The organism is Paraburkholderia largidicola (genome assembly GCF_013426895.1).
In the GTDB taxonomy this organism is placed as follows: domain Bacteria; phylum Pseudomonadota; class Gammaproteobacteria; order Burkholderiales; family Burkholderiaceae; genus Paraburkholderia; species Paraburkholderia largidicola.
Genome location: NZ_AP023176.1, coordinates 143,395 through 166,646, shown reverse-complemented (window position 1 = coordinate 166,646; position 23,252 = coordinate 143,395). Strand labels below are relative to the sequence as shown.

Genomic DNA, 23,252 nt, shown 5'->3' with positions numbered 1-23,252 from the left:
ATTTAACCTCATCTCACGGTCCATCGCCTGATTGTTTACGATTCCGGGATTCCCGTCGAGTGTCCAATTCTGGCCGCGCACTGCCTCATGCACCGCGCTATCGACCTACTACACTGCGACGCACTTGGGAATCGCCAGCCCCAGACCCGAGTCCTTCAATATGACGGTCTAGCCGTTGAGCTCGTGGTACCAAAAGAGATTTCGACCAATAAAATCGAACGCTTCTGGCCATGAAGGCTCGTGATCTGCCTCTATGTAGAATGTCGCGCCATTAGAAAAATGAAGACAAAGGACGTAAGCGTCTGTCCGGGTCACAGCGACCACGCCCTGACCGATTAATCCGACGAGTTTGTCACAGAACCCTGTTGTCCCCTGCCAAGTGAGACTTTCGCCATTTGCAACTGCGGACCGGTTATAGACGCTGAGTCGCTCTTCCTGGAAAACAAGTTGAAAATAGTCGTGAATGAATACGACCTGCGACAACGGTTCAAGAGGTATTAGCCTGTTGTCCATGTATTCATCCCTCGGGTCGCAAATGTCGACAATTTACACGACGAGCGCGAATGACGGGTAGTGGTCGAATCCGGCACATCATTGCGACGTACTCTCTACCGTCACCTGCTGAAGCACCACGCCGAATGGTCCGCTTGTCTCGGTAATATGAAGTACACCCGAATTGGAATTTGCAGGAACATCCCAGCGTGGCCCACAGAAATGGATGTCTCCATGCAGCACAGAATCCATAAACACAATCCCATATGAACAGCTTCTTGATCCCGATGTACGTGAGTAAGTTGCTGTTTCTGTATGTGGTTGATCTGATGTAAAGCGCACCAATGTATCCAGCGCCACTGTTACCAACATACCCGCGACCATAGCACCGGTCACGAAAGACGTAGCGATATGCTTCAAAGGATTTTTTAAAGGCGGACGTAGTCCGCGCGACAGCCAGATGCTAATAACTCCGGCAACCACGCCACTGGCTATTGGCAGCCAGCGTCCAAGGACTGGCGTTGGGTAGGCATCCCGTGACAGGCACGCGAGCCAAAATAACAATGCCCCAAAAGCTATGACGGCGCTTACCCAAATAGTCGTACGTCGATTAGCCATATCAAGGAGATTGTGAAAATTAAGCGTCGTCGCCTGTTGGATTCTCTTCTATCTCGCCCGCTGTCGAACGGCTATGCTCTTGGCCGCATTGCGTCGCACGACCGAAGACGACGGTCACTCTCACTTTAAGCACGCGGCTTGCCGTTCATACATAGCTTGCGAATGGGGAAGGAGATCGTCGTCGTAACGGGAGCTGCATTTTCCGTAGCCGACGAACTCGTAGTAAATGTTCATCGTCTGAATATGTGACGATGCCCAGAACGTCCATACCCATTCACTGCCTGGCTCGTTGAGGCTCCGAGCGGCGTCTCCGTCCGGCCCATGCGGGATGCATGCGGGAAGATAGTTGCCGCGTCCGTCCGGGCAATACCAAACTTCATGAAGGTAACCTAGCGCCTTCGTCATCCAATACCGCCTTTGTGACTTTTTCTTTGGGTGCGCGAATTGTCGACGATTGTCCGGAAGACGTCGAGTGGCTGAAATTGGCCGCGCACTGCCTCATGCAAAACGCATCGTCGGCTTCCCGTCCGTTGGTTCTGATCGACGACAGGCGACCCATTTCGGTCGATCGGGTTGCGTTAAAGCGGACGCTCGCGGGCTATTCTGGCGACAATTTGATGTCGGCGTTTGCATAGCCGTCAAGCTCGTCGTCGCCAAGTACGCGGTGAGCGCATTCAAGCCATTCTGGAAAAATAGCAGCGTCCATAGGCGCTCCTTGTCCATGCGGGTCACCCCACAGAGCAAGGTTACTAACAAGTGCACCGAGCGCATCGGGTCTATCGAGACGCGTCCATTCCCGTTCAAGAAACTCAAACATGATCAGATATGCTTGGCGCAACGTAACGACAACTTCCATTGACGGTTTATCCATTTTGGTCGATTTCGTTGCAAAACTGCGAGTCTATCTCGGCTGTCCGGTTTTGGCCGTACACGGAAATTCGCCCATCAGCCCGATTGAAGGTTGGCCACGCAATCGTTGATTGCCTGTGCGAACTGTGGATTAGATAAATCGATACCGACACGCGCTAGCGAAAGCAACAATTGTTCGACGCCTTCAACAACCCCTACGATGCGTCCGTTTTCGACCGGATCGCTGAAGCTGGGGAGTGCTTTCGGCAAGTCGGATTCGATACTAACGATTCCGTCTTCAACCCTGAGATCGATTCCGAACGGTAGCAAGAATTCTCGAGTGTTGTTCATATCTGCGATCTCCACGTCGTCTGCAGCCTCATTGTCGACGATCTCGGGACCACCGTCGACTGACCGTAGTTGGCCGACTACTGTCGGAGTCGATTGACAACGGTCGAACCAATTGAAGACACCCAACCTTCGCAAACGACCAACTGCTCAACAATGCGAAGCGGACACGCCGTTCCAAGAGCACACAGACCGTGAACACGCTCAGCGGTCTACACATCTCGCCGCAGACGACGTGTGCTGCGACCAGGTCCTGGCTACAGGTGACCGGACTGCCACGACCATTTCCCTTCGACATAATCAAAGGTGAGTAAGGCCTCTTCGATCAGAGTAAAGAGGAACTGAATCGCACGTCGTGGGTTGCCTGCCGTCCTTGTTTCGACGACTTCCGCCAACGGGCCGACATCGTCGGGTTCGCGATGAAGCGAATCGGCGATCACGTTCTGCAGTTCGTTACGAGCCAACGGTGCAAGCACGATCTCGTGCACCTTTGCGCCAGACTGCGCCGCTTGCAACTTCCGTACGAGCAGATACTTCAGTCCGACTGCATCAGCCCGATGAGCGCCAATTAACATCAGGTGCGTCACCTCGGGGAGAGTGAGAAAATCCGTTATCGCATTGAATGTCGCTTCGTCAACCCATTGCAAATCATCGAAGAATAGAATGAGCGGATTCTCGCGCGCAAACACGCCAATCAATCGACGAAATACCTGTTGAATACGACGTTTCGCCTCCAAGGCCGGAAGCTGCGGCATCGGAGACTGCTTGCCAACGATGAGCGCCAACGCGGGAACCAGATCTACCAGGAACTGACCGTCCGATCCAAGCGCCTCCTGAATGACATCGCGCCATTGGACAAACTCGTGTTCGCTCTCCGCCAGAAGAGGGCAGATCAGACGCTCGACGACTTGTGCGAGAGGAGCGTACGGTATGTCGCGATTATGCGGATCGACTGAGATCGAAACAAAGCGCGCACTACACGGAATGAGGCGCTTACGGAACGCATCGACAAAGAAAAGACTTACCTACGCCGGCGTCCCCTGAAACAAGCACGAACTCGGGATTCGGGCCCGCGACAACCCGATCAAACGAAGACAGCAGCGCGTCTAATACGGTGGCTCGCCCGTGCAGTCTTTCCGGAATCAAAAGCCGGTCGGGCTTGTCTTGCTTGCCGAGCGCAAATGACGTGACGCGTCGATGAAACTCCCACTCGTTGACGCATCGCACGAGGTCGCGCAGCTGGCCTACTGCTGTCTGGTACCGCGCTTCTGATGGCTTGGCGAGCAACTTCATGATGATCGACGACACCACAGCCGGAATATCTGGAGTTCGTTGCTCGGGTGACAATGGCTGCCTTGCAAGATGGCAATGTATCCATTCCATAGGATCTGCACCCGTAAATGGAAGCCGACCCGTCGACAACACGTAGAGCGTGACGCCCAGAGAATAGAGATCGCTACGAGAGTCGATCGGGCGATTCATTCGCCCGGTCTGTTCGGGTGACATATACGCGAGTGAGCCCGCAACGACGTCGGGCGGTAAGAGCGAGCGGCCGTCGCGAGGCATGTGGGATGCGATGCTGAAACCGATAAGCCGAACCGAGCCGGCGTCATTGACAAGTACATTCGCGGGCCTGATGTCCTTATGGATAAGGCCTTGCTTGTGCACGCCGATCAGCGCTTCCGCTAAACCGATCGCGATGCGCAAAAAGCGAGTCAGGTTGAACGGCCGCCCCGCATTCGGTTCAACGAGCTTATCCAGGCTTTGGTAGCCCGTATGCTCGGGAGCGAGGGTGGCAGGCACCTGCTCACGCGCGCCCTCGCATGACAGCTCCGATTGAGAGGCGAAACCATTCATCGAACACCTCAACTACCCGCCCACTTCAGCAAACATCCTAGTGGTTATATGGGAATTGACGCAATTATTTTTTGGGTGCTCCTTGCTCCGCTCTCGCGCAAAGGATTGAAAATGGAACTGGATGCGCTCGACAGACAGCTTCTGGCGGAACTCGCCGCTCATGGCAGGCTCTCGAACATGGAACTCGCGCAGCGCGTCGCTCTGACTCACTCGGCGATTTCGCGGAGGATCGCGCGTCTAAAAAAACGGGGGGATTCTCGGCTATGGAGCGACCATTGATCCTGCCGCATTGGGCTTAGGCATCCGGGCATTCATCAACCTTCGAAAGGATCCGTCAATGCCAGTCGACCAGTTGGGCCGCCAACTGCGTGCGATCTCCGGTGTCGAGCACTGCTGGATTATCGCTGGCGAGTACGACATCATGCTCGATGTCCGTGCCACGGACATGCCGGCGCTCTCCGATATCCTGTTCAAAAAGGTCCAGAAAGTAAAAGGCGTGCAATCCACGGTCAGTATCTTCGTGCTCGACGAAAGCCGCTAAGGATGACGTGAGCGACATTGGAACCTCGGGTTCATCCGATGTCCTCGGTTTGATTGGCACACTTTCCAACCGGTACAGTCTGAATCCGAGCGGGGCACCACGCGGACGGTGGCCGTCAAAACACCATTGCCTGGTCGCGAATGCGCGACGGTAGCGTCCCATGAGGAGCGAACTTTGACGGATGATTGCCGCCTCAGCTCGCTCCTCAGCGGCCTTTCGCAGCGGCCTGCCCACGGACAGTTCCTCTCGTCGAAAGAGGCGGTGGGCCGGTCTGCAACGATCACTGCGCTACAATCGCCCCATGTAAGTGTGCTTGGCGTAACGGTCATGGCATTGTCGCCGGTCAGCAGTCAGTTCGCCCGACGCGCAGCTCAATCAGGCAGCGCTGTTTTTTTTCGACGAACGACCAGAGCCGTCGGTAAGAAAAGGGGATATATGCGATGGCTAGTCAGGTGATTTTCAGCGGCGCACCGTCACAGGCATGCAACCTTCCGGCTCTCCTTAAGGGGGGCTTTGTCATTTCAATGATTGGCGGAATACATCTCTGCACGTCGCACTCTTTCCCGCTTCAGTGGAATGTGCTGCTTGCACAAGCCGGCGCGGTTTTGATCGGTGTCGGTTTGCCGTTCGTCAAGACCGCGTTCACTCGAATCACCATCGATACCGCACGAATTACCTGGACGCAGGGCATTCTGCATCGCCGTGTGTCGACACTCGAGCTTTCACGGATTCAAAGCATCACCTCGATCCACCCATGGTGGCTACGCCTCTTCGGCACCGGCTCGATCATTCTGACGACCAACGATGCAGCGCATCCCGTGAGGCGATTGCCGGCCATCAGCAACGCGAACCAGCTCTGCAAGAGGCTCGACGAGGCGGTAGCAATGCATCACGGACGGCTTGTTTCCGCACGCACGAATGATCCGAACGCACGTGGTTACTCTGAGGTGCACAGTATTTGAACGGGCGAAACCAGTTCGCAAATGCCAGATCGTTGCTGACAGCTCAATGCAGGCCAGGCTCGGGCTGTCGGCATCGGCTGCACGCGACCCAGGCTGTGTGGAAACTCGGTGGAATTTCAATGCGATGCATGACCGCCGCCCCCAACGGCGCGTTTGGCTGCCTTTGCGGTCATACCACGGCGACGACGAGGAAGTGAGCCTCTGAGATGCCTTTTGGACGAGCTTAAGGGCTTTGTTTCGGGATCTACGGGGTGCTCACACACCCACCTGCCGCATCGCCTTCATCGTTTTCCTGAAGCCCAGGATTTTCATCACTCGTGCGAGATTGTAGGCGAGTACATTCAAACTCATTTCGGTACCTACGTTGGGCAACCTGCGCATCAGGAAGTGCGTGTAACCCATCCAATGCTTGAACGTTCCGAAGACATGTTCGACGGTTCGTCTGCGCACTGTCATCGCATCAGGTGTCTTGTCCAGCCGACGTTGAGCTGCTTCCAGCACCGACTCATGCTCCCATCGACTTATCCGTCGTTGGTCGCTAGGAGTGCACTTTGGCTTCATTGCGCATTGCGAACAGGCGCTGCTCCAGTAACGGTGTAGCTGCAGTCCGTGTTCCTCGCTGGTGTAACGGTAAATTGCCCGTTCTCCAGCTGGGCATAGGTATTCGTCGTCCCGTGCAATGTAGATGAAGTCTGCCTTGTCGAAACGGCCATGATATTTCGCGCCTGATGTTGTCGGCTTCGGTAGCATGACCGCAATCCCCGCATCGGCGCACTCCTTGATTTGAGGCCCACTGTAGTAGCCACGATCGGCGACTGCCCGCAGTCTGGTCTTGCCCATCGCGTCACGCGCAGCTTTTGCCATGGGGCTAAGCTGCGCCCGGTCGCTGCCAGAGTTTGTTACCTCGTGAGCGACGATAAGGTGGTGTTTGGCATCTACTGCTACCTGTACGTTGTAGCCCACCATTCCTGAGCCTTTGCCGCTAGTCGCCATGGAGCGTGCATCAGGATCGGTCATCGAGAACTGACCGTCTGGCTCAGTCTTGAGTCGCCCCTGATCTGCTCGAGGTTTCGCATCTGGTCGCGCAAGCGCTGGATCTTGTCCTTCAGTCTTGTCGTCTTCGCTTCCAGCTCTGCGGGTTGCGTACGAGCTGCGGTCTCCAGCGCATTCAGATAACGCTGGATGCTCTCTTCGATCTGCTTCTGGCGCTTATCAACCTTACCTTCGGTGAAGTTGCGATCGCGTGTGTTGACTGCCTTGAACTTGCTGCCGTCAATCGCGACCAGTGCTTGCGAGAACAGCCTCAGTTCACGGCACAGCATCACGAAACGGCGGCACACGTTACGAATTCCAGTGCCGTTGTCACGACGGAAGTCGGCAATGGTCTTGAAATCCGGCGCCAAACGTCCCGTGAGCCACATCAATTCAACGTTGCGCTGGCATTCACGTTCCAGGCGGCGGCTCGACTGGACGCGATTCAGGTAGCCGTAGATATAGATCTTCAGCAGCACGCCTGGATGATAGGACGGGCGACCAGTAGTCGACGGCATCGCACCATCGAAACCTAGTGATGCAAGGTTAAGCTCTTCAACAAACGCCTCGATAATTCTGACCGGGTTGTCTTCAGCAACGAAGTCATCCAGGCACTCCGGAAGCAGTGTCACCTGCTTGCGATCTTCACCTCCAATGAATCGCTTCATCCGGTCACCCATGCTGAATGAGTTAATCCAGTTTAGGTGATCAGCGTGTTTTCACACAAGCTCGACCCTTTCCTGCCGGTCAAACCAACATTGGGCCACGGGCAGCTGTCAAATGCAGACCTGCTATTCGAAATTCCAACTGAACCCTAACGCCAGCCGAGCCCAGGCGCGACGTGGGTCAAAATGGATTCGATCACGTGCGCGCAGTACGCCACGCCCAATTGATTCGGCACTGTCAGAAGTAACGTATCCGCCTCTGCGATTGCCTCGTCTCTGGCAAGTTGCTCTACAAGGACATCAGGCTCGGCCGCGTAATTGCGACCGAAAATCGTCCGGATGCTGTCTTCCAGCAGACCGACCGTGTCGGCGCTTTGACTGTCACGCCCGAAGTACATCCGGTCGCGGTCGTTCATCAGCGCAAAAATGCTCCGGCTGACGGACACGCGCGGTTCACGCGTGTGCCCCGCCTCTTTCCATGCCTGCCGATAAGCCCGGATCTGCTCTGCCTGCTGGACGTGTAGCGGTCGGCCCGACTCATCGTTCTTCAGCGTCGAACACTGAAGATTCATGCCCATCCCTGCCGCCCAGATCGCGGTCGCATCGGAACCCGAGCCCCACCAGATCCGGTCGCGAAGGCCTTCGGAGTGAGGTTCGACGCGAAGCAGCCCCGGCGGGTTCGAAAACATGGGGCGCGGATTCGGTTGAGCGAAACCCTCACCGCGCAGCACCTCGTAGAACACCTCGGTATGGCGTCGCGCCAGATCGACGTGCGTCTCCCCTTCACCCGGTGCATAACCAAAGTAGCGCCAGCCATCGATAACCTGCTCGCCGGAGCCCCGGCTGATGCCAAGCTGCAGTCGGCCTCCAGCGATCAGGTCCGCTGCGCCGGCATCCTCCGCCATGTAGAGCGGGTTTTCGTACCGCATGTCGATGACGCCTGTTCCGATTTCGATCGTCCTGGTTTTGGCGCCGACGGCAGCAAGAAGTGGGAACGGTGACGCGAGTTGTCGTGCGAAATGATGAACGCGAAAGAATGCGCCATCGGCACCGAGCTGCTCGGCTGCCACTGCCAGGTCGATCGATTGCAGAAGGACATCCGATGCCGATCGGGCCTGCGAATAGGGCGATGTCGCCCAGTGGCCGAACGAGAGAAAACCGATCTTTTTCATTTCAGATGCCCCTTTGGCAAGTTCAGATTCGAAAGCGTGGCATGCGCCGTTGTCCGTTAAGGGCGCAACGGCGTCGCCTTCAGGCCGGGAAATCCGTCGATGCCGACAGCGAGCTCCATGCCCGCGTTTCCGAGGTAACGTACTCGTTCTTATCTGCGATTGCTTTTAACGTGTCCGTGCCGAGCGCCAAACGTAACGGCGGAGTTTGCGCGTGAACCAGCGCGACAATGGCAGTTGCGAGCCTTTCGGGATCGCCCGGCTGGTTGTGGTTGATGCTGACGGCGAGTTCACGCAGCTTGCCTGACGTCTGCGCATAGTCGTCGATGATCTCCTTGCCGACCAGCAGCGACGACGTGTCGAGAAAATCCGTGCGGAAGAAACCCGGCTCGATCGTCGTCGCGTGAATGCCGAGCGGCTTCAGTTCGTCATGCAGGGCTTCCGTGATACCTTCAACAGCGAACTTCGTGGAGCTATAAACGCCAACCCCGGCAGCCGCGCGATAACCGACGATCGACGATGTGTTAATCACATGCCCCGAGCGCTGCCTGCGCATGATGGGCAGCACGGCACGGGTCACGTTCAGCAGGCCGAAGACGTTGGTGTCGTACATGCGTCGCACGTCGGCGTCGCTTGATTCCTCGACAGCGGCCAGCAGGCCAAAGCCCGCGTTGTTGATCAGCACGTCGATGCGGCCAAACTTCTCGACAGCCGCTTCAACGGCGGCTTTCGCTTGCGCTTCGCTGGTCACGTCGAGTTCGACGCTCAGCAGAGCAGGTGATTCACCCAGACGCTCGACGATCGCTGCCGTATTGCGACCCGTGGCGACGACGGCATTACCATCTGCCAGCGCTGCCCTGGCGATCAGCGCGCCCAGACCGCGCGTTGCGCCCGTGATAAACCAGACGCGTTTGAACTGCTGCTCCGTAACGTTACTCATGTCCTGCTCCTACGTATGTCTTTAAAGTCCGCCGCGAGCAATCGCCATGGATCACTCGCGGCCCGTCAAGCCAGCCGCGAACCTTAAAAATCCTGCACGGTCGGGCGGATCACGATCTCGTTGACGTCAACCGAATGAGGCTGCTCGATTGCATAAGCGATGGCCTGCGCGATGGCATCAGCGGGAATGGCCATCTTGTAGAAATCGACGACGAAATTGCGGCTGTCCTCATGTCCCGAGCCGAACTTGAGTTCGGTATCGATCGCACCCGGTGAGATCACCGTCGTGCGGATCTTGCCGCCCACTTCGTGACGCAAGCCCTCTGAAATAGCGCGAACCGCGAACTTGGTGCCCGAATAGACCGTGCCGCCGGGGCTGAAAACTTTTAGCCCCACCACGGACGCGATGTTGACGAAATGCCCCGACTGCTGCTTTTCAAACACGGGCAATGCCGCCGCAACGCCGTAGAGCAGACCTTTGATGTTGATGTCGATCATGCGATCCCACTCGTCCGTCTTACGCAGCGAGAGTGGCGCGATCGCCATCAGGCCCGCGTTGTTGACCATCACATCAAGCCGGCCGTGTTGCGACACGATGTCTTCGATCAGACGATTGACCTGCGCCTGATCCGTCACGTCGAGCGGGTGAACGGATGCCTTGCCGCCCTTCGCCGCGATTTCGGCGGCAATGCGTTGCAGCCTGTCGAGCCGGCGCGCAGCGAGGGCCACTGTGGCGCCTTTCGAGGCGAGGAGTTTGGCGGTGGCTTCTCCGATTCCGCTGGAAGCACCCGTAATGACGATTACCTGGTTAGCCATGGTATCTCTCCGAGGACTGTTGAATTGCGTAGGGCCAAGTCTCGCCCTCAAAAGCATTTTTGATTAGACTGGAATGCATGGAATCTCTTTTCCATCCATGCAAAAATCATTCATGACCGAACCCGCCGACCTGAACGACATCGCCGTCTTTGTGCGCGTGGCGCAATTCGAGAGTTTTAGTCGCGCGGCACGAGCACTTGGGATGCCTGTCTCCACCGTGAGCCGCAAGGTGTCGGCGCTCGAGGAACGGCTTGGTGTGACACTTCTGCAGCGCACGACCCGCAAGCTCAGCTTGACCGTGCAGGGACGCGCTTACTTCGATGAGTGCAGCGAGCCGCTGAGTCACCTGTACGATGCCGAGCGCGTGATTACACACACCCAGAAGAAGCCTGAGGGTCTGTTACGCATCTCTGGGCCCGTCATGCTTCAACAGAAGGCGTTTTACGACTTCCTGTCCTCCTTCCTGACGCGCTATCCGCATATCCAGGTGGACCTGTACTTCACCAACGTGTTCGTGGACCTGATTGCGGAGAACGTCGACGTGGCGATCCGCTTTGGCGATTTGCAGGACTCGAGCCTGGTCGCCCAACGGATCGGAAAAAGTGTTCGCCACCTCGCCGCTTCTCCTGCGTACCTCAAGAATCACCCGATCCCTTCCCGTCCAGAAGAACTCAGCGAACATCTTTGCGTGCTGAGCAACGCGAGAAACAACGAGACGGAGTGGCATCTGGTCAACGGAAGAAAATCGGCCAAGGTTCGTGTAACAGGCCCGGTTGCCGCCCGCGACTTTCACATCGTCAGCGCGTTCGCGCTTCGCGGACACGGCATCGCGCTACTTCCGTCGAGCTATTCCGATGCGCAGATTGCTCGCGGGAAACTGCGTCGCGTGCTGCCTGAATGGTCGTCACCGGAGATCTTCGTTCACGCTGTTTATCCGACGCGTCGCTTCATGCCTTCAAAGCTCAGCGCGTTTCTTGAAGCGCTCAAGGCATGGGAAGGACCGCTATGGCTTCCGTTGCGATAGAGCGCTGCGACACCGTTCATTTCCCGCTGGCGACCACCCGCCAGACCGTATTGCCAAGATCGTCGGCGATCAGCAGCCCTCCCGTCCTGTCGACCGCAAGCCCCACGGGCCGACCACGAGCGTGATTGTCGGGACTCAGGAAACCTGTCACGACATCCTGTGCTGGACCGCTCGGCATCCCGTCATGAAAGGGAATGTAGACGACCTTATAGCCGTTAAGCGGACTGCGATCCCAACTGCCGTGCTCTCCCACGAAAGCGCCGCCGCGGTATGCCGCGGGAAGATTCGTCCCGTGATAAAAAGCCATTCCGAGCGGCGCAACGTGCGAACTCAGTGCATAGTCGGGTGCAATCGCTTTGGCGACGAGGTCCGGTCGCTGCGGCATAACGCGCGGATCAACGTGGTTTCCGTAATAGCTATACGGCCAGCCATAGAACGCACCGTCTTTAACGGATGTCATGTAGTCCGGCACGAGATCCGGGCCAAGTTCGTCCCGCTCGTTCACCACCGTCCATAACTTGCCCGTCTGCGGCTCCCACTGGAAACCATGGGATTACGCAGGCCGCTTGCGAATATGCGATGCGCGCCCGTGACCCGATCCACCTCCCAGATGTCCGCGCGATCGATCTCGGCCTGCATGCCGTTCTCGGCTATGTTGCTATTCGACCCAATGCCTACATACAGTTTCGAACCATCGACGCTTGCAATCAGACTCTTGGTCCAATGGTGATTGATAGGCCCCGCTGGCAAGTCAGTGAGCTTCGTACCGGACGCCCTGATTTGCGTATCGCCGTCGTGATAGGGATAGCGGACGATTGCATCCGTGTTTGCGACGTACAGATCGTGTCCGACGAGCGCCACGCCAAAAGGCGAGGTTAGATGATCGAGAAAGACTGTCTGGGTCAGTGGTTGACGGTTCGTCCCGCCACGTAAGAGCGTAATGCGGTTTCCCGCCTGATTGAATTCACCCGCTGCGCCCAGCACTATCCCGACGACAAGATCCTTGGGGCGCGTCACAGGCGCATCGGGCCCACTCGACTCGATCACCAGGACATCGCCGTTCGGCAAGACGTAAAGCGATCTCGGGCGCTTAAGCCCCTTCGCCAGCGCACTGACGTGCAGGCCGTCTGGGACCGTGGGCGTCTCATCCTGCGTCCAGGTTCTCGGGGTCGCGATACGCATTGGTGGAAACAGATATTGCCTCAATGCAGGCAGCACTGGATTGGCACCAATCTGCAATTTCGGGTCGGCTGCCGTGTAGTCGTCGCAACCCGCAAGGGGAAACGTGAGCGTGAGTGTGAGCGCCATGGGAACGCTCGACAGCAACATGACCGCTGCGCGTCGGGTCAGGGATTGAGTCGGTTTCATCAGTTGGCTACTCCCACTCGATGGCGATAAATCATCGTCTTCCCAATCCATCCGGTGAACGACAGCAGACACACGACGAAGAACGAAAGCGTCAGCCCAGTCGGAACGATGGCCGTATATCCGTCCCGGCTATGCACGAACGCGTTGACGACTGCCAGGATGATCGCGAGGACATTTCCAGCAACGTGCAACCAGGCGACGCTCATGGTCCGAACCCGCCGGTTGCCGAGAAAGTCGATCAGCCCCGCAAGCACCGCGAATGCGGCCATCACCAGACCGGCTAACAACAGCCAGTCCGAGAATATTTCCCACTGCACGTCGGCGGTTTTCCAGTAAGCGAGGTCAGTCAGCAGCGTCCCCACGAAACATACGTAGGGAAATGGAACCAGCAATGCATGAACAGGATGACCACGCACGCTGGCAAGCGCTTTGGGGTTGTCTTCTGCCATTTTTGAATCTCCGCAAGTGATCGTTAAATACGAACGCCGACCGCTCCAGCGACAATCACGGCTGCCCACAGCGTCGATGCGACAATGAGCGCCCAACACACGGCACTCGCCCGGCAACGCTTTACCCGATGAGCGACCAGGACCACACGCAATCCGCAGGCGATATGGGCGAGTACTAGCCAGACACCAAGCACATAATGCGGAATCAGCCGTACATTCCATGGATCGGCGAGCAGGCCTTTGGGTAGCGCGGTCGCCCAGGTGTAGTCTGTCTCCGTGCCAAAGTACCGGGCGAGCACGAAGACCGCGTTGATATGCGACGCAATGAATACGGCCAGATAAGCGCCCGACGCAGTCTGGAGTACGTCCAGAATGCCTTGCCTTGATCTGATCTTCGATTCAACGAGAACGAGTCCGCTGATGATCTGGAAGAACAGCAGTGTCAGAAGAACCGGCTCGACCAATGGTGACCGGTAGACACTTCTTAGTACCAGCATCACCTCTCGATGCGCGTCTGCGCCCAGCATACCGAACGTATGGTTGACCAGATGCGCAACGAGAAAAACCAGCAGAATGACAAGCGCCGCTATGCCATGCATCACACGCACAGCCTTCATATGTACCGGCGAAGGCGCAGGCGCAATGGGTCCCCGACGGCCCAGCAAGACCAGTAACGCCGCGCATAGAATCGCCAGCCAGAACCCGACCCAGACCTGAACGTCCTTCCCATCGATCTTCATCAGGTAGAGAAACACGCCAACAATCACAAATAGCGACGGCGATACGAAAGCGAGATATGCCACCCTGCGAAGAACGACGCCTTCTGACCTCATCGACGGCGTGCGTCCAAGAGCGTAGAGACTGACGAAGGCACTGCCGGGAACTGCAAAGACCAGTCCCAACGACAGCAGTGCCTCCGCAATACGCTCAGATAGCCGGAATTGATAAAACATCGCGAGGTACCACGGATAACCCACCGCCATCAGCGCCGGAATCATGTGCAGACACACCCAAGCCTTTGGACACGATGGCTGAGAGGCGGGACTTTGCATGACAGTTCACCTGGAACCTGGACGGTTCGATTACGTGACCACCCTTCGCTGACCGGCGGTGCCCAGTGGAAACCGACGCCAGAATGAAATACTTAGAAGGGGATTTCGGTGTAGTGATGTTCGTCGTATTTCTCTTCCAGATAGTTATTCACCGTATCGTTAAAATGAATCCAATGCGATGTTTTTCCGTGATCGGTCAGCGTCGCCTGATCTCTCCAGTGTTCGATCAGTGAATAATGATCTGGATTTTTAGCGTCAATCCAGAGTTCGTAGTAAATACACCCATCTTCTTTGTTCGATTCAACAACCATATTTTCAAGCAGGCCCAGGAAATTCCGCTTTGAATCTTCTTTAACCTTGAAGAACACGTTGAGGATGATCATGTCAGACTCCTTTCATAAATCATGGTGAATGAAGCAAGGGCGATTGCCTTTCGATAAAGACCCGGCGGCGAATTGAATCGGTGAACCGCTCCTGGCAAACCGATATCGACGGGACGCCGCCGCGTGGCCCAGGGCCTGAGCCCGGGGCCAGTTATTTCCCGTCAGTTTCCTGGATGAATCTGCGTAGCTCGCGCAAGAACGTGTCCGGCTGTTCCTCTGCGATCCAGTGGCCAGAGTCTTCGATCGCTCTGACCGATACATTTTCAGCAACTTCCAAAAGCATCTCTTCTGCGAGTGGCAGGAAGAAACTCGCCGTCCCACCCAGACCGAGTACCGGCATCTTCAGTCTCCCCTTCTCCGACAGCATCCGCCGGTTGTCATCCTCGTCCTTCCCGAACGCACGATAGAGTTCAAGGCCAGCTCGCATTGCTCCCGGCGAGGTGTAGTCGGCAACATATCTCTGTACGTCGGACAGTGAAATAGCGTCGGGATTTGAACTCAGTCGCACATAGAAGGAGCGAAGATAGGAAAACTCGCTGCCAGCGATCAGCATCTCGGCAACGTTGTCTGCTGCGCCATGAAGATGAAAATGCCAAAGCTTTGCCTCGCTGAAACGGGTCGTTGCCACGCTCTGAAATGCCTTGGTGCCGGGGATCGGCGCTTCCATCAGTACGAGGCGCTCGACATCATCTGGATAGAGCGTTGCGAACGCGTATCCGACCAGCATTCCCAGATCGTGACTGACGAGCGTGATCGGATTCGTTACGCCGAGATGAAGGAGCAACGCCCGGATGTCTGCCGCCATCGTCTGCTTGTCATAACCGCTTGCGGGTTTCGAAGACCCTCCGGCGCCGCGATAGTCCGGTGCAACGACGAACCAGCCGTCGTTGCACAAAGGCTCCATGACGTGACGCCATTCCCACCATGTCTGAGGCCATCCGTGCAGCAACACTATCGTGCGGTCGTTATCGCTCTTGCCCGGAGGTGTGCCTGCGGTGACATAGTGGATTCGAACACCTTCGCGCTCGAACATGCTGTGGTGGACTCTTTGCATTCCATGCTCCTCGACGGAATCGATAACCTGAGTCTTCATAGTCCGCCCATCGGATCACATACTCAATCACCCCATGGGCTCGATGCGGCATACGAAGGTACTACGTAGCACGACGCACGACTCTTCTCTATCAAAGGCAACACAAGCTAATGCTTCGCTTTGACAGAGCGGCGTACTCAAAGACCGCACCCCTTAGGAGTTGGACGATTCCGTTGATCACCTCGTATCGGATAAGCAGCCTCAAAACGTTTAGTCGACAACACGATAATTCCGGCGACAACGAGCGCCAGTACTCCGCTCAATGCTCCCGCAACGCCAACCTCCTGCAAACCAGCCGCATCGATCACTTTGCCGCCGACGACAGCCCCCAATCCAATTCCGGCATTGAAGATCGAGACATTGAGCGACGCCGTCAGGTCCTGCAATGCAGCGGGAGCCGAGCGAATCGTTCGAACGTGATTCGTCACGAAGCCGGCCGCATGCGCTGCGCCCCAGATGGCAAGCGTCGTCATCGCTACCACGCGGTTACCGAGCAGGCCAGGGAAGGCGGCCATCGAAACAGCCGCGACGACGATAGCAACTACCGCTGAACGCAAAGGGTTTGAATCGACAAATCGCCCTGCAATCGCGTTACCGACGATACCCGCGACGCCAAACCCCATCAAAATCCAGCCGGTCGATGCGACTGTGAAGTGTCCGAGTCTGGTCAGCACATCGGCGAGGTAGGTGTAAGACGTGAACATCGCGGTCAATGCGAGCAGAGACATTACAAGATTGATCAGAATGAGCGGACAGGTCAGGATCTTGAGTGCGGAGGCCCGTGTCTCGTCTGGATCAATAGTGATCCGGGGAAAGAAAAACCAGATCAGCAACGCTATGCATGCGCAGATTGCGCCTCCTGCAGCGAATGCCATTCGCCATCCAAACTCGTCCGCCAGGATCGTCGTTATTGGCGAGCCCACCACACTTGCCACGGCGACGCCTGAAAACACTGTCGCTATCGCGCTCCCCGCTTTGGCCGGCCCCGCAATTTTCGCCGCAGTCGATGTAGCCATGCTCCAGTACACTGGCAGCGCCAATGCGGAGAGCACTCGCCCAACGGCAAGAAAGGCGTAGTTGGGCGCAAGGGCAGCCATAGCTGCGCCAATGACCGTCACCCCCAATACGCTCGTGAACAGCAGCCGCCGTTCGACGTGGCGCAATGCAAGCGTGAGAAAGGGGCCCGTGATCGCGACCGTGAATGCGAATGCGCTGACCAGCAACCCGACTTGCGAAACGGGTACGTTGAGATCGTGAGCAATCAGCGGAATGACGCCGATGATGTTGAACTCGTTGGTCAGCATCGCGAATGCTGCGGCAGCCAGGAGGGGAACGGCGAATTTCATATCGAACCTCGTGCACGGTGCCGATCTGACCGGAAACGCAACTGGATGATCCGATCAGATGACACACAAGAAATTTCGAACGGGAGTATTCAGAGCGGAATGAAACGGACAACGGTATAAAGGGCCATCAGAACCTCGTGCGCATGCCTACTGTCCCCACCACCTGATTGCTGCTGGATGATGCGCCGCCAGAGCCGTTGATATACGCGACGAAACCATGGCCAGATACGTGCTGGTACATCGCTTCTGCGTAGACATCAGTGCGCTTTGAGAACGAATAAACCGCCTGCACGTTGACTTGATTCCATTTCGGATCAGCGTCGAATGTTGTACTTTGAGTCACGTGTCCGTCTGTGTAGGTGTAAGAGCCACCCAGAGAGACCGAGTGCGTGAGCGCGTATTTGACGTTTAGCTCATAGTTGTCGAAGCGAACTGTTCCGTTCTTCGAGCCGAACGAGAGCGTGTTCTGAAACTGGCTATGCGAATACGCGAAGCCCGCAACGATCGGCCCATAAACGTAGTTGACGGCCGCAGACGCCGTGCGTTGCACGTCCGATCCAAGCTGGAATCCGCCCACTCCGTTTGAACCTGATTCCGCTGTGTCTATTGCGCCTGAGGGACTGGTGGTCGAATTGGACCCGTTTACCTGCAGGTAAGCGGCTGCAATGTTCAAAGGACCTTTGCTGTAAAACGCACCCAGGCTATAAGCACGGTTGTTGGCGAAATTCTGATTGTTAGAGAAGGCGTACATGCCGCCAAACCGGAAGCCGCGATAATCTTCACTGGTGTATTTAACTGCGTTGTTGATGCGAACCGAGTGATCGAAGTTGTCGTTATCAAACGGATGCGCGAAGCCCAGGTCCCCCAAAGTACCTGATACCCCAGACAGCGGTTCGACAAAGTCGGTGATGAAATCGTACTGGCGTCCTAGCGTCAAGGTGCCGAACATGTCGCTCTTGATACCCACAAACGCTTGTCGGCCGAATAACCTGCTGTTCTGTGACAGCTTGCCATTTTGCAGGTTGAATCCGCTTTCCAGCACGAAGATGGCGTGCAGGCCGCCACCAAGATCTTCGGACCCGCGAAGCCCAAACCGGCTGCCGCTAATCTCACCGCTGGTCGCCTGAAATAGCGAGCCGTGCGAAGTGCCCTTCGTCACGTTGTTGGTGTACATAAAACCTGCGTCGATCAGGCCGTAAAGCGTGACAGCGCTTTGCCCGTAAGCCGCAGTCGTTGCGACCGCCGATAGTGCGAGAACAGCTATTCGTTTCATTTGAAACCTCACGTTGCGATGTGATGGCTTTGTTTATCGCGCGTCGGATCCAGCGAAGCGTGCCCATGAGGTACGTCGCCGGATCGCGGCGAATGAGATATCCCCTCTTCAATCCGCATGACAGCCGAATTGGCGCGCGCGGTCGATCACGCCTTCGTATCGGTTGTCATACGTTGGTGTGATCTCAAACGGATGTGGGCCGCTCGGGGAAGTTGAGGTTGGCGCTGCCGGGAACGCGTAACACGAAGGTATGCGATACCGAACCCATCGCGTCATTGAGCACGACTTCGGATGGGTAGATGCTCTGTGCACACATTCCCAACGTCTGGAGGTTTCGATGTACTACACCAGCCCCACCGATGGCTATCGCCTCGCATACCACAAGAACGGCTCAGGCAGGCCAGTCGTCATGATCCACGGGTCACCGGGAGACAGCCATGAATATGACAGGCTCGCTGCGCTGGTGTCCGCCCGCGCGATGACGATCGTCCCCGATCTGCGCGGCTTTGGACTGTCCGACAAACAACTCGATAACGGCAGCGATGTCTTCTCGCGAGACGGCCAGGTCAAAGCCGTCATCGCATTGATGGATGAGCTCGAACTCACCGACGCAATTCTCGTCGGCTATGACATCGGTGGCTTCACTGTGCAGGGGGTCGCACATAAGCGGCCTGATCTGGTTGCGGCGCTCGTTCTCGCTCCGCCGATTCCGGGCGTTGGAAGACGCATCCTCGAAGTATCACCAGTCAACGAATTCTGGCACGCGACGTTCTTTCGGACCACGCTCGTCGAACAGGTCTTCGATGGCAACCCGGATGCTATCCGCGCGCTGCTGAAGATTCATCTCGACGGCTGGTCGGGTCCCGGTTCGACGGTCACCGACGAGCTGCTCGACAACATGGTGAAAGGCTGTTCGGCACCGGGCGCTTTCACCGCGAGTGTGTCCTGGTTCCGCCACCTGGAAAGCAATCCCGTCTCGGGCTACGCAGGGGAAACCGTGCCGGACATCGGCGATCGCTTCGACAAGCCTGTATCGATTCTGTGGCCTGAATGCGATCCGCTTTTCCCCGTTGCATGGTCCGATCAGATCGATCGGTTCATGAGCAATTTCTCGCTCAAGTTCATGCCGGGTGTCGGGCATTTTTCACCGACAGAGGCGCCCCAGTTGTTCGCGGCAGAAATCTTTGCGCATCTGTCCGGCGAATGGCGAGCCGACACCGCGCGCTGATCAATTGCCACGACGAGATCTGCGTCAGTGAAACCCATGCTTTCTGTCCTCGCCCTCGCCCTTGCACCGACCTTCTTCGTCATGGCGTTGGGCTATGGCGCCGGTAAAACCGGTCACATCAATAACTTTCACGTGAAGGAACTCAACACCGTCGTGATGAGTTATTGCCTCCCGGCCTCTTTGTTCGTCGCAACCGCGACGTCGAAGTGGTCGGACCTGATTGCGCAGTGGCCGATCCTGCTATCGCTGAGCATCACCATGATGGGCGTCTATGTTCTCTGGTACGTCTATCAGCGCTGGGCGCGTCGACAGAATTCGAGCGAAGCAGCGCTTCAGGCATTGGCCGTCGGGCAACCAAACTATGCCGCCGCGGCGTTTCCCGTCATCACCGCCTTGTTCGGCGCAGAGCATCTTTCGACGGTAGCAGTCGGCATTGCTGTCGGATCGTTGTTGCCTTCGCCTCTGACGTTAGCGCTGCTCGAACTGGACAGACCCACGGATAACCCGCACAGCATCAATGCGGCAACTCACCGGCACGCTGTCGGCGCCAGGCCCAAGCCGACAGCACTCACACAGATCGTCACGGCCGCCGGTCACGCGCTGTCCAAACCGATCGTGCTCGCCCCCGTGTTCGGCATGCTCGTATCGCTGAGCGGGTGGCACTTGCCCAACGTTGCGGCGGCATCGTTGCGAGAGATCGGCGTTGCGGCGGGCGGCATGGGCTTGCTGGTTACAGGCGTCGTTCTATCCCAGAGCAGATTCAGGTTGACGCTCAATACTGCATTTGGAGTCTGCGTTTCGAACATCGCGCAGGCACTGCTCGCTTTCCTGATCTGCCGTGCCGTCAATGCATCTGCCGACATCACCCGGCTCGCAGTCATCATGGCAGCCCTTCCCTCCGGCTTCTTCGGCATTCTTTTTGGCAATAGCTACGACCGCCTCTCAGGCGAAGCGAACTCGACCATCATCGCCAGCACCCTGTTTTCCGCGCTCACTCTGGCGATAGCGATTGCGTGGTCCTACACCTACGGTGGCTGACAGGCCACCTTTTCTTCCCGTCTTCCAGAAAGGAGCGATTCAAGTGAGTAAAACCATTCTTATCACGGGCGCAGGTTCGGGTCTCGGCGAAGGCGCAGCCATTGGACTGGCGAAAAACGGGCATACCGTTATCGCGACTGCCGAGTCCTGGCCGCAAGTCACGGCGCTTCGCGACAAGGTAGCCGCGATGGACCTGCCGAATCTGACGGTCACCAAGCTCAACATGCTCGACCCGTATGACATCGTGCACGCGGCAAAGCTCGATTTCGACGTCCTGGTGAACAACGCCGGCATTGCTGAGGGCGGCCCGGTTGCGGAAATTCCCATGCCGCTAGTCAAACAGAATTTCGAAGTGAACGTGTTTGCTCTGCTGGATCTCACGCAGCGCGTGGTGCGCCGTTGGGTCCGAACGCAGGTCAAAGGCAAAGTCGTGTTCATCTCGTCGATTGTCGGACTTGTCAGCCCTGGCATGATCGGCACCTACTCGGCGACCAAGCACGCAGTTCAGTCGATCGCCGAATCGATGCAGGAAGAGTTGAAGGAGTTCGGCATTCAGGTGCAGACCATCAACCCTGGTCCATTCTTTACCGGCTTCAATGAGCGCGGCGTGGAGGCGGCTTATCGCTGGCTCGATGATGACGTCAATTTCACGAGTCGCGCCTCGTACAAGGCGCAAACAGACGCACTGCTCGATAAACCGGAAATGCGCCTCGACCCTGACGACATGATTGGCAAGATGGTCGAGCTGATCCCTGCCAACACGGGTCCGTTCCGGACGATCTACCCGAAAGACACGGCCGACTGGGCCGTCGCCGCAGAGCAGGCGATGTTGACGCGAACGATCTGAGTGCGAGGCAGAAGAGGTGCGATATGAGCGTACAACCAATCCACACCGACAAGGTGAACTCAACACGTCGCGCGCTACTGTTCGGCGCGCTGGCAGGGACCGCGCTGCTTGCGATGGCGCCAATGCGAACCTGGGCGACCTCCAATGCCAGTGTGGCAGGAATCAAGGCACTGACCTTCGACATGCAGGGAACCGTGTTCGACTTCTACGATCCCGTGGTGCAACGCGCGCAGGCAATCGGCCGCAAGTACGGACTCGCCGACGACTGGGCGGCAACGCTGCCCGGCGACTGGAGCGGTGGCGCGCACGACATCATCGTCGATATCTCGGCCGGTCGCCGTCCCTGGATCTCGAACACCGAGGTCTACCGGGAAGCGTTGCTGCCGCTGCTCGTCAAGCGCGGCGTCGGCGACCGTCTATCGGACACGGATCGCGATCAGCTACTTGGCGAATGGGGAAAGATGGCGCCATGGCCGGACTCAGTGGCAGGTCTCACCCAGCTTCGCCGCAAATACACGCTCTCCACGCTGACCAACGCGTCGATGGCGCAAATGACCGCGCTCGTCAAAGACAGCAAGCTGCCCTTTGACGAGGTCCTGACGGGAGAACTGAGTCACGCTTTCAAACCCGATCCGAGGGTCTATCAATCAGCCGTCGACTACACGGGTTTTCGGCCCGATCAGCTATTGATGGTTTCGGCGCACAAGTGGGATCTGCATGCGTCGAAACAGGCGGGTTTTCACACGGCGTATGTTCCACGACCATTAGAACTCGGACCCGGCCATGCGGCTGACCGCAAACCGGAGAGCTTCATCGACATCATCGCCGACGATCTCGTCGATCTGGCCAACAAGCTCGGAATCTAGGCACCGTATTCTGCCGATTGTCACTCAAAACCGATTCCGCCTTCTCTATCGCAAATGCAGGAGCAACACATGGGCAAATCCTTCAAACGCGTCTGGTTCGTCACGGGCGCGTCCCGTGGTCTTGGCGCACTGATCGCACAGGCAGCGCTTGCCGATGGTAATGCCGTCGTCGCCACGGGTCGCAATACGGCAGCGATCGTCGAGCGTCTGGGTGAATCACCTGCTCTGCTGAGCGTCGAACTCGACGTGACCAGCGAAGCGCAAGCGAAAGCCGCCGTTGAAGCGGCTGTCGAGAAGTTCGGCCGCATCGACGTGCTGATCAACAACGCGGGCTTTGGCCTGCTGGCCGCTATCGAGGAATCAAGCGACGCCGACGTGCGACGCATGTACGACACCAACGTCTTCGGCCTGCTGAACGTGACCCGTGCCGTGCTGCCCATCATGCGCGGGCAGCGCTCGGGGCATGTGATCAACACATCGTCGATCGTCGGTTATCGCGCGGCTGCCGGGGTTGGCGTTTATAGCTCCACGAAGTTCGCTGTTGAAGGTATCACGGAAGCCCTGCATGACGAACTGAAGCCGCTCGGCATTCACGCGACGACGATCGAGCCGGGTTTCTTCCGCACGGATTTTCTCGACACGTCGTCGCTGCTGGTCGGCAAGGAGATCATCGACGACTATGCGCAGACGTCAGGCAAGCTGCGTGAACTCGCTGCCAGCATCAACCATAATCAGCCTGGTGATCCGCAAAGACTCGCGACGGCACTTGTGAAGCTCGTCGATGCGCCAACGCCACCATTACGTCTGCCGCTCGGCACCGACACGCTAAAGGCTATCGAGGACAAGAACACTTACGTGACGACCGAGACCAAAAAGTGGGAAGCATTGTCGGCATCCACCGACTTTCCTTCCTGAATGCAGCTTTCCTCGATTGCTGTAGAAGAAGGCGATAGTGCTGCTGCAAAATCAACGGTGCTGTTGTTCGTCTGGTGTCGAT

General features: G+C 57.2%; 23 protein-coding genes and 2 pseudogenes. 9 read left to right on the top strand and 16 right to left on the bottom strand.

Annotated elements, in window-relative coordinates; genetic code table 11:
• Nucleotides 1–168: 168 nt before the first annotated feature.
• From PPGU16_RS29515 to PPGU16_RS29495, 5 genes are all read right to left on the bottom strand, one after another.
• Nucleotides 169–513 (bottom strand): hypothetical protein, encoded by a 345-nt coding sequence (locus PPGU16_RS29515; protein ID WP_180726294.1) that lies wholly within the window; start codon nt 511–513, stop codon nt 169–171.
• 1,195 nt (nt 514–1,708) lie between these two features.
• Nucleotides 1,709–1,966 carry a hypothetical protein gene (locus tag PPGU16_RS29510; protein ID WP_180726293.1) on the bottom strand — a complete coding sequence of 86 codons (258 nt, stop codon included), beginning with the start codon at nt 1,964–1,966 and terminating at the stop codon, nt 1,709–1,711.
• Between the two features lie 89 nt (nt 1,967–2,055).
• Nucleotides 2,056–2,310, bottom strand: a complete 255-nt coding sequence (locus PPGU16_RS29505; RefSeq protein ID WP_180726292.1) for a hypothetical protein — start codon at nt 2,308–2,310, stop codon at nt 2,056–2,058.
• A 254-nt stretch (nt 2,311–2,564) separates the two neighbouring features.
• Complete coding sequence (locus tag PPGU16_RS29500; RefSeq protein WP_243460765.1) at nt 2,565–3,266, bottom strand: ATP-binding protein; 702 nt, start codon at nt 3,264–3,266, stop codon at nt 2,565–2,567.
• A 34-nt stretch (nt 3,267–3,300) separates the two neighbouring features.
• Nucleotides 3,301–4,164, bottom strand: a complete 864-nt coding sequence (locus PPGU16_RS29495; protein WP_180726291.1) for a serine/threonine protein kinase — start codon at nt 4,162–4,164, stop codon at nt 3,301–3,303.
• Nucleotides 4,165–4,275: 111 nt separating this feature from the next.
• Between PPGU16_RS29495 and PPGU16_RS29490 the strand changes: the two genes are divergently transcribed.
• From PPGU16_RS29490 to PPGU16_RS29480, 3 genes are all read left to right on the top strand, one after another.
• Nucleotides 4,276–4,443: an Lrp/AsnC family transcriptional regulator gene (locus tag PPGU16_RS29490; RefSeq protein ID WP_180726290.1), complete on the top strand. Its 168-nt coding sequence runs from the start codon at nt 4,276–4,278 to the stop codon at nt 4,441–4,443.
• A gap of 58 nt (nt 4,444–4,501) precedes the next feature.
• Nucleotides 4,502–4,705 (top strand): Lrp/AsnC ligand binding domain-containing protein, encoded by a 204-nt coding sequence (locus PPGU16_RS29485; protein WP_180726289.1) that lies wholly within the window; start codon nt 4,502–4,504, stop codon nt 4,703–4,705.
• Nucleotides 4,706–5,145: 440 nt separating this feature from the next.
• Entirely contained in the window at nt 5,146–5,667 is a 522-nt protein-coding gene (locus PPGU16_RS29480) for a PH domain-containing protein (RefSeq protein WP_180726288.1), read from the top strand.
• Nucleotides 5,668–5,922: 255 nt separating this feature from the next.
• Here the strand turns inward: PPGU16_RS29480 and PPGU16_RS29475 are convergent.
• From PPGU16_RS29475 to PPGU16_RS29460, 4 genes and pseudogenes are all read right to left on the bottom strand, one after another.
• Nucleotides 5,923–7,367: pseudogene (locus tag PPGU16_RS29475) on the bottom strand (IS1182 family transposase).
• 146 nt (nt 7,368–7,513) lie between these two features.
• Nucleotides 7,514–8,536, bottom strand: coding sequence for an LLM class flavin-dependent oxidoreductase (locus tag PPGU16_RS29470; protein WP_180726287.1), 1,023 nt, complete (start codon nt 8,534–8,536; stop codon nt 7,514–7,516).
• Between the two features lie 79 nt (nt 8,537–8,615).
• Complete coding sequence (locus PPGU16_RS29465; protein WP_180726286.1) at nt 8,616–9,473, bottom strand: oxidoreductase; 858 nt, start codon at nt 9,471–9,473, stop codon at nt 8,616–8,618.
• An 83-nt stretch (nt 9,474–9,556) separates the two neighbouring features.
• Nucleotides 9,557–10,288 (bottom strand): SDR family oxidoreductase, encoded by a 732-nt coding sequence (locus PPGU16_RS29460; RefSeq protein ID WP_180726285.1) that lies wholly within the window; start codon nt 10,286–10,288, stop codon nt 9,557–9,559.
• A 112-nt stretch (nt 10,289–10,400) separates the two neighbouring features.
• On the opposite strand from PPGU16_RS29460, the gene PPGU16_RS29455 reads away from it, so the two are divergent.
• Nucleotides 10,401–11,312 carry a LysR family transcriptional regulator gene (locus PPGU16_RS29455; protein ID WP_180726284.1) on the top strand — a complete coding sequence of 304 codons (912 nt, stop codon included), beginning with the start codon at nt 10,401–10,403 and terminating at the stop codon, nt 11,310–11,312.
• A gap of 16 nt (nt 11,313–11,328) precedes the next feature.
• On the opposite strand, the pseudogene PPGU16_RS29450 reads toward PPGU16_RS29455, so the two are convergent.
• The 7 genes and pseudogenes from PPGU16_RS29450 to PPGU16_RS29420 form a co-directional block, all read right to left on the bottom strand.
• Nucleotides 11,329–12,641, bottom strand: a pseudogene (locus PPGU16_RS29450) (PQQ-dependent sugar dehydrogenase).
• 38 nt (nt 12,642–12,679) lie between these two features.
• On the bottom strand, nt 12,680–13,129 hold the full coding sequence (locus tag PPGU16_RS29445; protein ID WP_180726283.1) for a DUF2231 domain-containing protein: 450 nt from the start codon (nt 13,127–13,129) through the stop codon (nt 12,680–12,682).
• Between the two features lie 23 nt (nt 13,130–13,152).
• Nucleotides 13,153–14,127, bottom strand: coding sequence for a hypothetical protein (locus tag PPGU16_RS29440; protein WP_180726282.1), 975 nt, complete (start codon nt 14,125–14,127; stop codon nt 13,153–13,155).
• A 146-nt stretch (nt 14,128–14,273) separates the two neighbouring features.
• Nucleotides 14,274–14,564, bottom strand: a complete 291-nt coding sequence (locus PPGU16_RS29435; protein WP_180726281.1) for a putative quinol monooxygenase — start codon at nt 14,562–14,564, stop codon at nt 14,274–14,276.
• A gap of 151 nt (nt 14,565–14,715) precedes the next feature.
• Nucleotides 14,716–15,657 carry an alpha/beta fold hydrolase gene (locus PPGU16_RS29430; protein ID WP_243460719.1) on the bottom strand — a complete coding sequence of 314 codons (942 nt, stop codon included), beginning with the start codon at nt 15,655–15,657 and terminating at the stop codon, nt 14,716–14,718.
• A 137-nt stretch (nt 15,658–15,794) separates the two neighbouring features.
• A complete protein-coding gene (locus PPGU16_RS29425) occupies nt 15,795–17,003 on the bottom strand; it encodes an MFS transporter (RefSeq protein ID WP_180726280.1) in 1,209 nt (402 codons plus the stop codon).
• A gap of 127 nt (nt 17,004–17,130) precedes the next feature.
• Nucleotides 17,131–18,276 (bottom strand): porin, encoded by a 1,146-nt coding sequence (locus PPGU16_RS29420; RefSeq protein ID WP_180726279.1) that lies wholly within the window; start codon nt 18,274–18,276, stop codon nt 17,131–17,133.
• Between the two features lie 337 nt (nt 18,277–18,613).
• Here PPGU16_RS29420 and PPGU16_RS29415 point away from each other — a divergent pair, with 337 nt between their 5' ends.
• The 5 genes from PPGU16_RS29415 to PPGU16_RS29395 all read left to right on the top strand — a co-directional run bounded on the left by PPGU16_RS29415 (nt 18,614) and on the right by PPGU16_RS29395 (nt 23,170).
• The gene (locus PPGU16_RS29415; RefSeq protein ID WP_180726278.1) at nt 18,614–19,504 is read left to right on the top strand and encodes an alpha/beta fold hydrolase; all 891 of its coding nucleotides are present in this window, start codon (nt 18,614–18,616) and stop codon (nt 19,502–19,504) included.
• 36 nt (nt 19,505–19,540) lie between these two features.
• Complete coding sequence (locus PPGU16_RS29410; protein ID WP_243460764.1) at nt 19,541–20,542, top strand: AEC family transporter; 1,002 nt, start codon at nt 19,541–19,543, stop codon at nt 20,540–20,542.
• Between the two features lie 43 nt (nt 20,543–20,585).
• Nucleotides 20,586–21,389, top strand: a complete 804-nt coding sequence (locus PPGU16_RS29405) for an SDR family oxidoreductase (protein WP_180726276.1) — start codon at nt 20,586–20,588, stop codon at nt 21,387–21,389.
• Between the two features lie 23 nt (nt 21,390–21,412).
• Nucleotides 21,413–22,255 (top strand): haloacid dehalogenase type II, encoded by an 843-nt coding sequence (locus PPGU16_RS29400; RefSeq protein ID WP_243460718.1) that lies wholly within the window; start codon nt 21,413–21,415, stop codon nt 22,253–22,255.
• 69 nt (nt 22,256–22,324) lie between these two features.
• A complete protein-coding gene (locus PPGU16_RS29395; RefSeq protein ID WP_243460717.1) occupies nt 22,325–23,170 on the top strand; it encodes an oxidoreductase in 846 nt (281 codons plus the stop codon).
• The last annotated feature ends 82 nt before the right edge of the window (nt 23,171–23,252 follow it).

Bases quoted from the DNA above. Each gene is read 5' to 3' on its own strand.
- PPGU16_RS29515 (WP_180726294.1), bottom strand. From the start codon at position 513: ATGGACAACAGGCTAATACCTCTTGAACCGTTGTCGCAGGTCGTATTC.
- PPGU16_RS29510 (WP_180726293.1), bottom strand. From the start codon at position 1,966: ATGGAAGTTGTCGTTACGTTGCGCCAAGCATATCTGATCATGTTTGAG.
- PPGU16_RS29505 (WP_180726292.1), bottom strand. From the start codon at position 2,310: ATGAACAACACTCGAGAATTCTTGCTACCGTTCGGAATCGATCTCAGG.
- PPGU16_RS29495 (WP_180726291.1), bottom strand. From the start codon at position 4,164: ATGAATGGTTTCGCCTCTCAATCGGAGCTGTCATGCGAGGGCGCGCGT.
- PPGU16_RS29490 (WP_180726290.1), top strand. From the start codon at position 4,276: ATGGAACTGGATGCGCTCGACAGACAGCTTCTGGCGGAACTCGCCGCT.
- PPGU16_RS29485 (WP_180726289.1), top strand. From the start codon at position 4,502: ATGCCAGTCGACCAGTTGGGCCGCCAACTGCGTGCGATCTCCGGTGTC.
- PPGU16_RS29480 (WP_180726288.1), top strand. From the start codon at position 5,146: ATGGCTAGTCAGGTGATTTTCAGCGGCGCACCGTCACAGGCATGCAAC.
- PPGU16_RS29470 (WP_180726287.1), bottom strand. From the start codon at position 8,536: ATGAAAAAGATCGGTTTTCTCTCGTTCGGCCACTGGGCGACATCGCCC.
- PPGU16_RS29465 (WP_180726286.1), bottom strand. From the start codon at position 9,473: ATGAGTAACGTTACGGAGCAGCAGTTCAAACGCGTCTGGTTTATCACG.
- PPGU16_RS29460 (WP_180726285.1), bottom strand. From the start codon at position 10,288: ATGGCTAACCAGGTAATCGTCATTACGGGTGCTTCCAGCGGAATCGGA.
- PPGU16_RS29455 (WP_180726284.1), top strand. From the start codon at position 10,401: ATGACCGAACCCGCCGACCTGAACGACATCGCCGTCTTTGTGCGCGTG.
- PPGU16_RS29445 (WP_180726283.1), bottom strand. From the start codon at position 13,129: ATGGCAGAAGACAACCCCAAAGCGCTTGCCAGCGTGCGTGGTCATCCT.
- PPGU16_RS29440 (WP_180726282.1), bottom strand. From the start codon at position 14,127: ATGATTCCGGCGCTGATGGCGGTGGGTTATCCGTGGTACCTCGCGATG.
- PPGU16_RS29435 (WP_180726281.1), bottom strand. From the start codon at position 14,564: ATGATCATCCTCAACGTGTTCTTCAAGGTTAAAGAAGATTCAAAGCGG.
- PPGU16_RS29430 (WP_243460719.1), bottom strand. From the start codon at position 15,657: ATGAAGACTCAGGTTATCGATTCCGTCGAGGAGCATGGAATGCAAAGA.
- PPGU16_RS29425 (WP_180726280.1), bottom strand. From the start codon at position 17,003: ATGAAATTCGCCGTTCCCCTCCTGGCTGCCGCAGCATTCGCGATGCTG.
- PPGU16_RS29420 (WP_180726279.1), bottom strand. From the start codon at position 18,276: ATGAAACGAATAGCTGTTCTCGCACTATCGGCGGTCGCAACGACTGCG.
- PPGU16_RS29415 (WP_180726278.1), top strand. From the start codon at position 18,614: ATGTACTACACCAGCCCCACCGATGGCTATCGCCTCGCATACCACAAG.
- PPGU16_RS29410 (WP_243460764.1), top strand. From the start codon at position 19,541: ATGCTTTCTGTCCTCGCCCTCGCCCTTGCACCGACCTTCTTCGTCATG.
- PPGU16_RS29400 (WP_243460718.1), top strand. From the start codon at position 21,413: ATGAGCGTACAACCAATCCACACCGACAAGGTGAACTCAACACGTCGC.
- PPGU16_RS29395 (WP_243460717.1), top strand. From the start codon at position 22,325: ATGGGCAAATCCTTCAAACGCGTCTGGTTCGTCACGGGCGCGTCCCGT.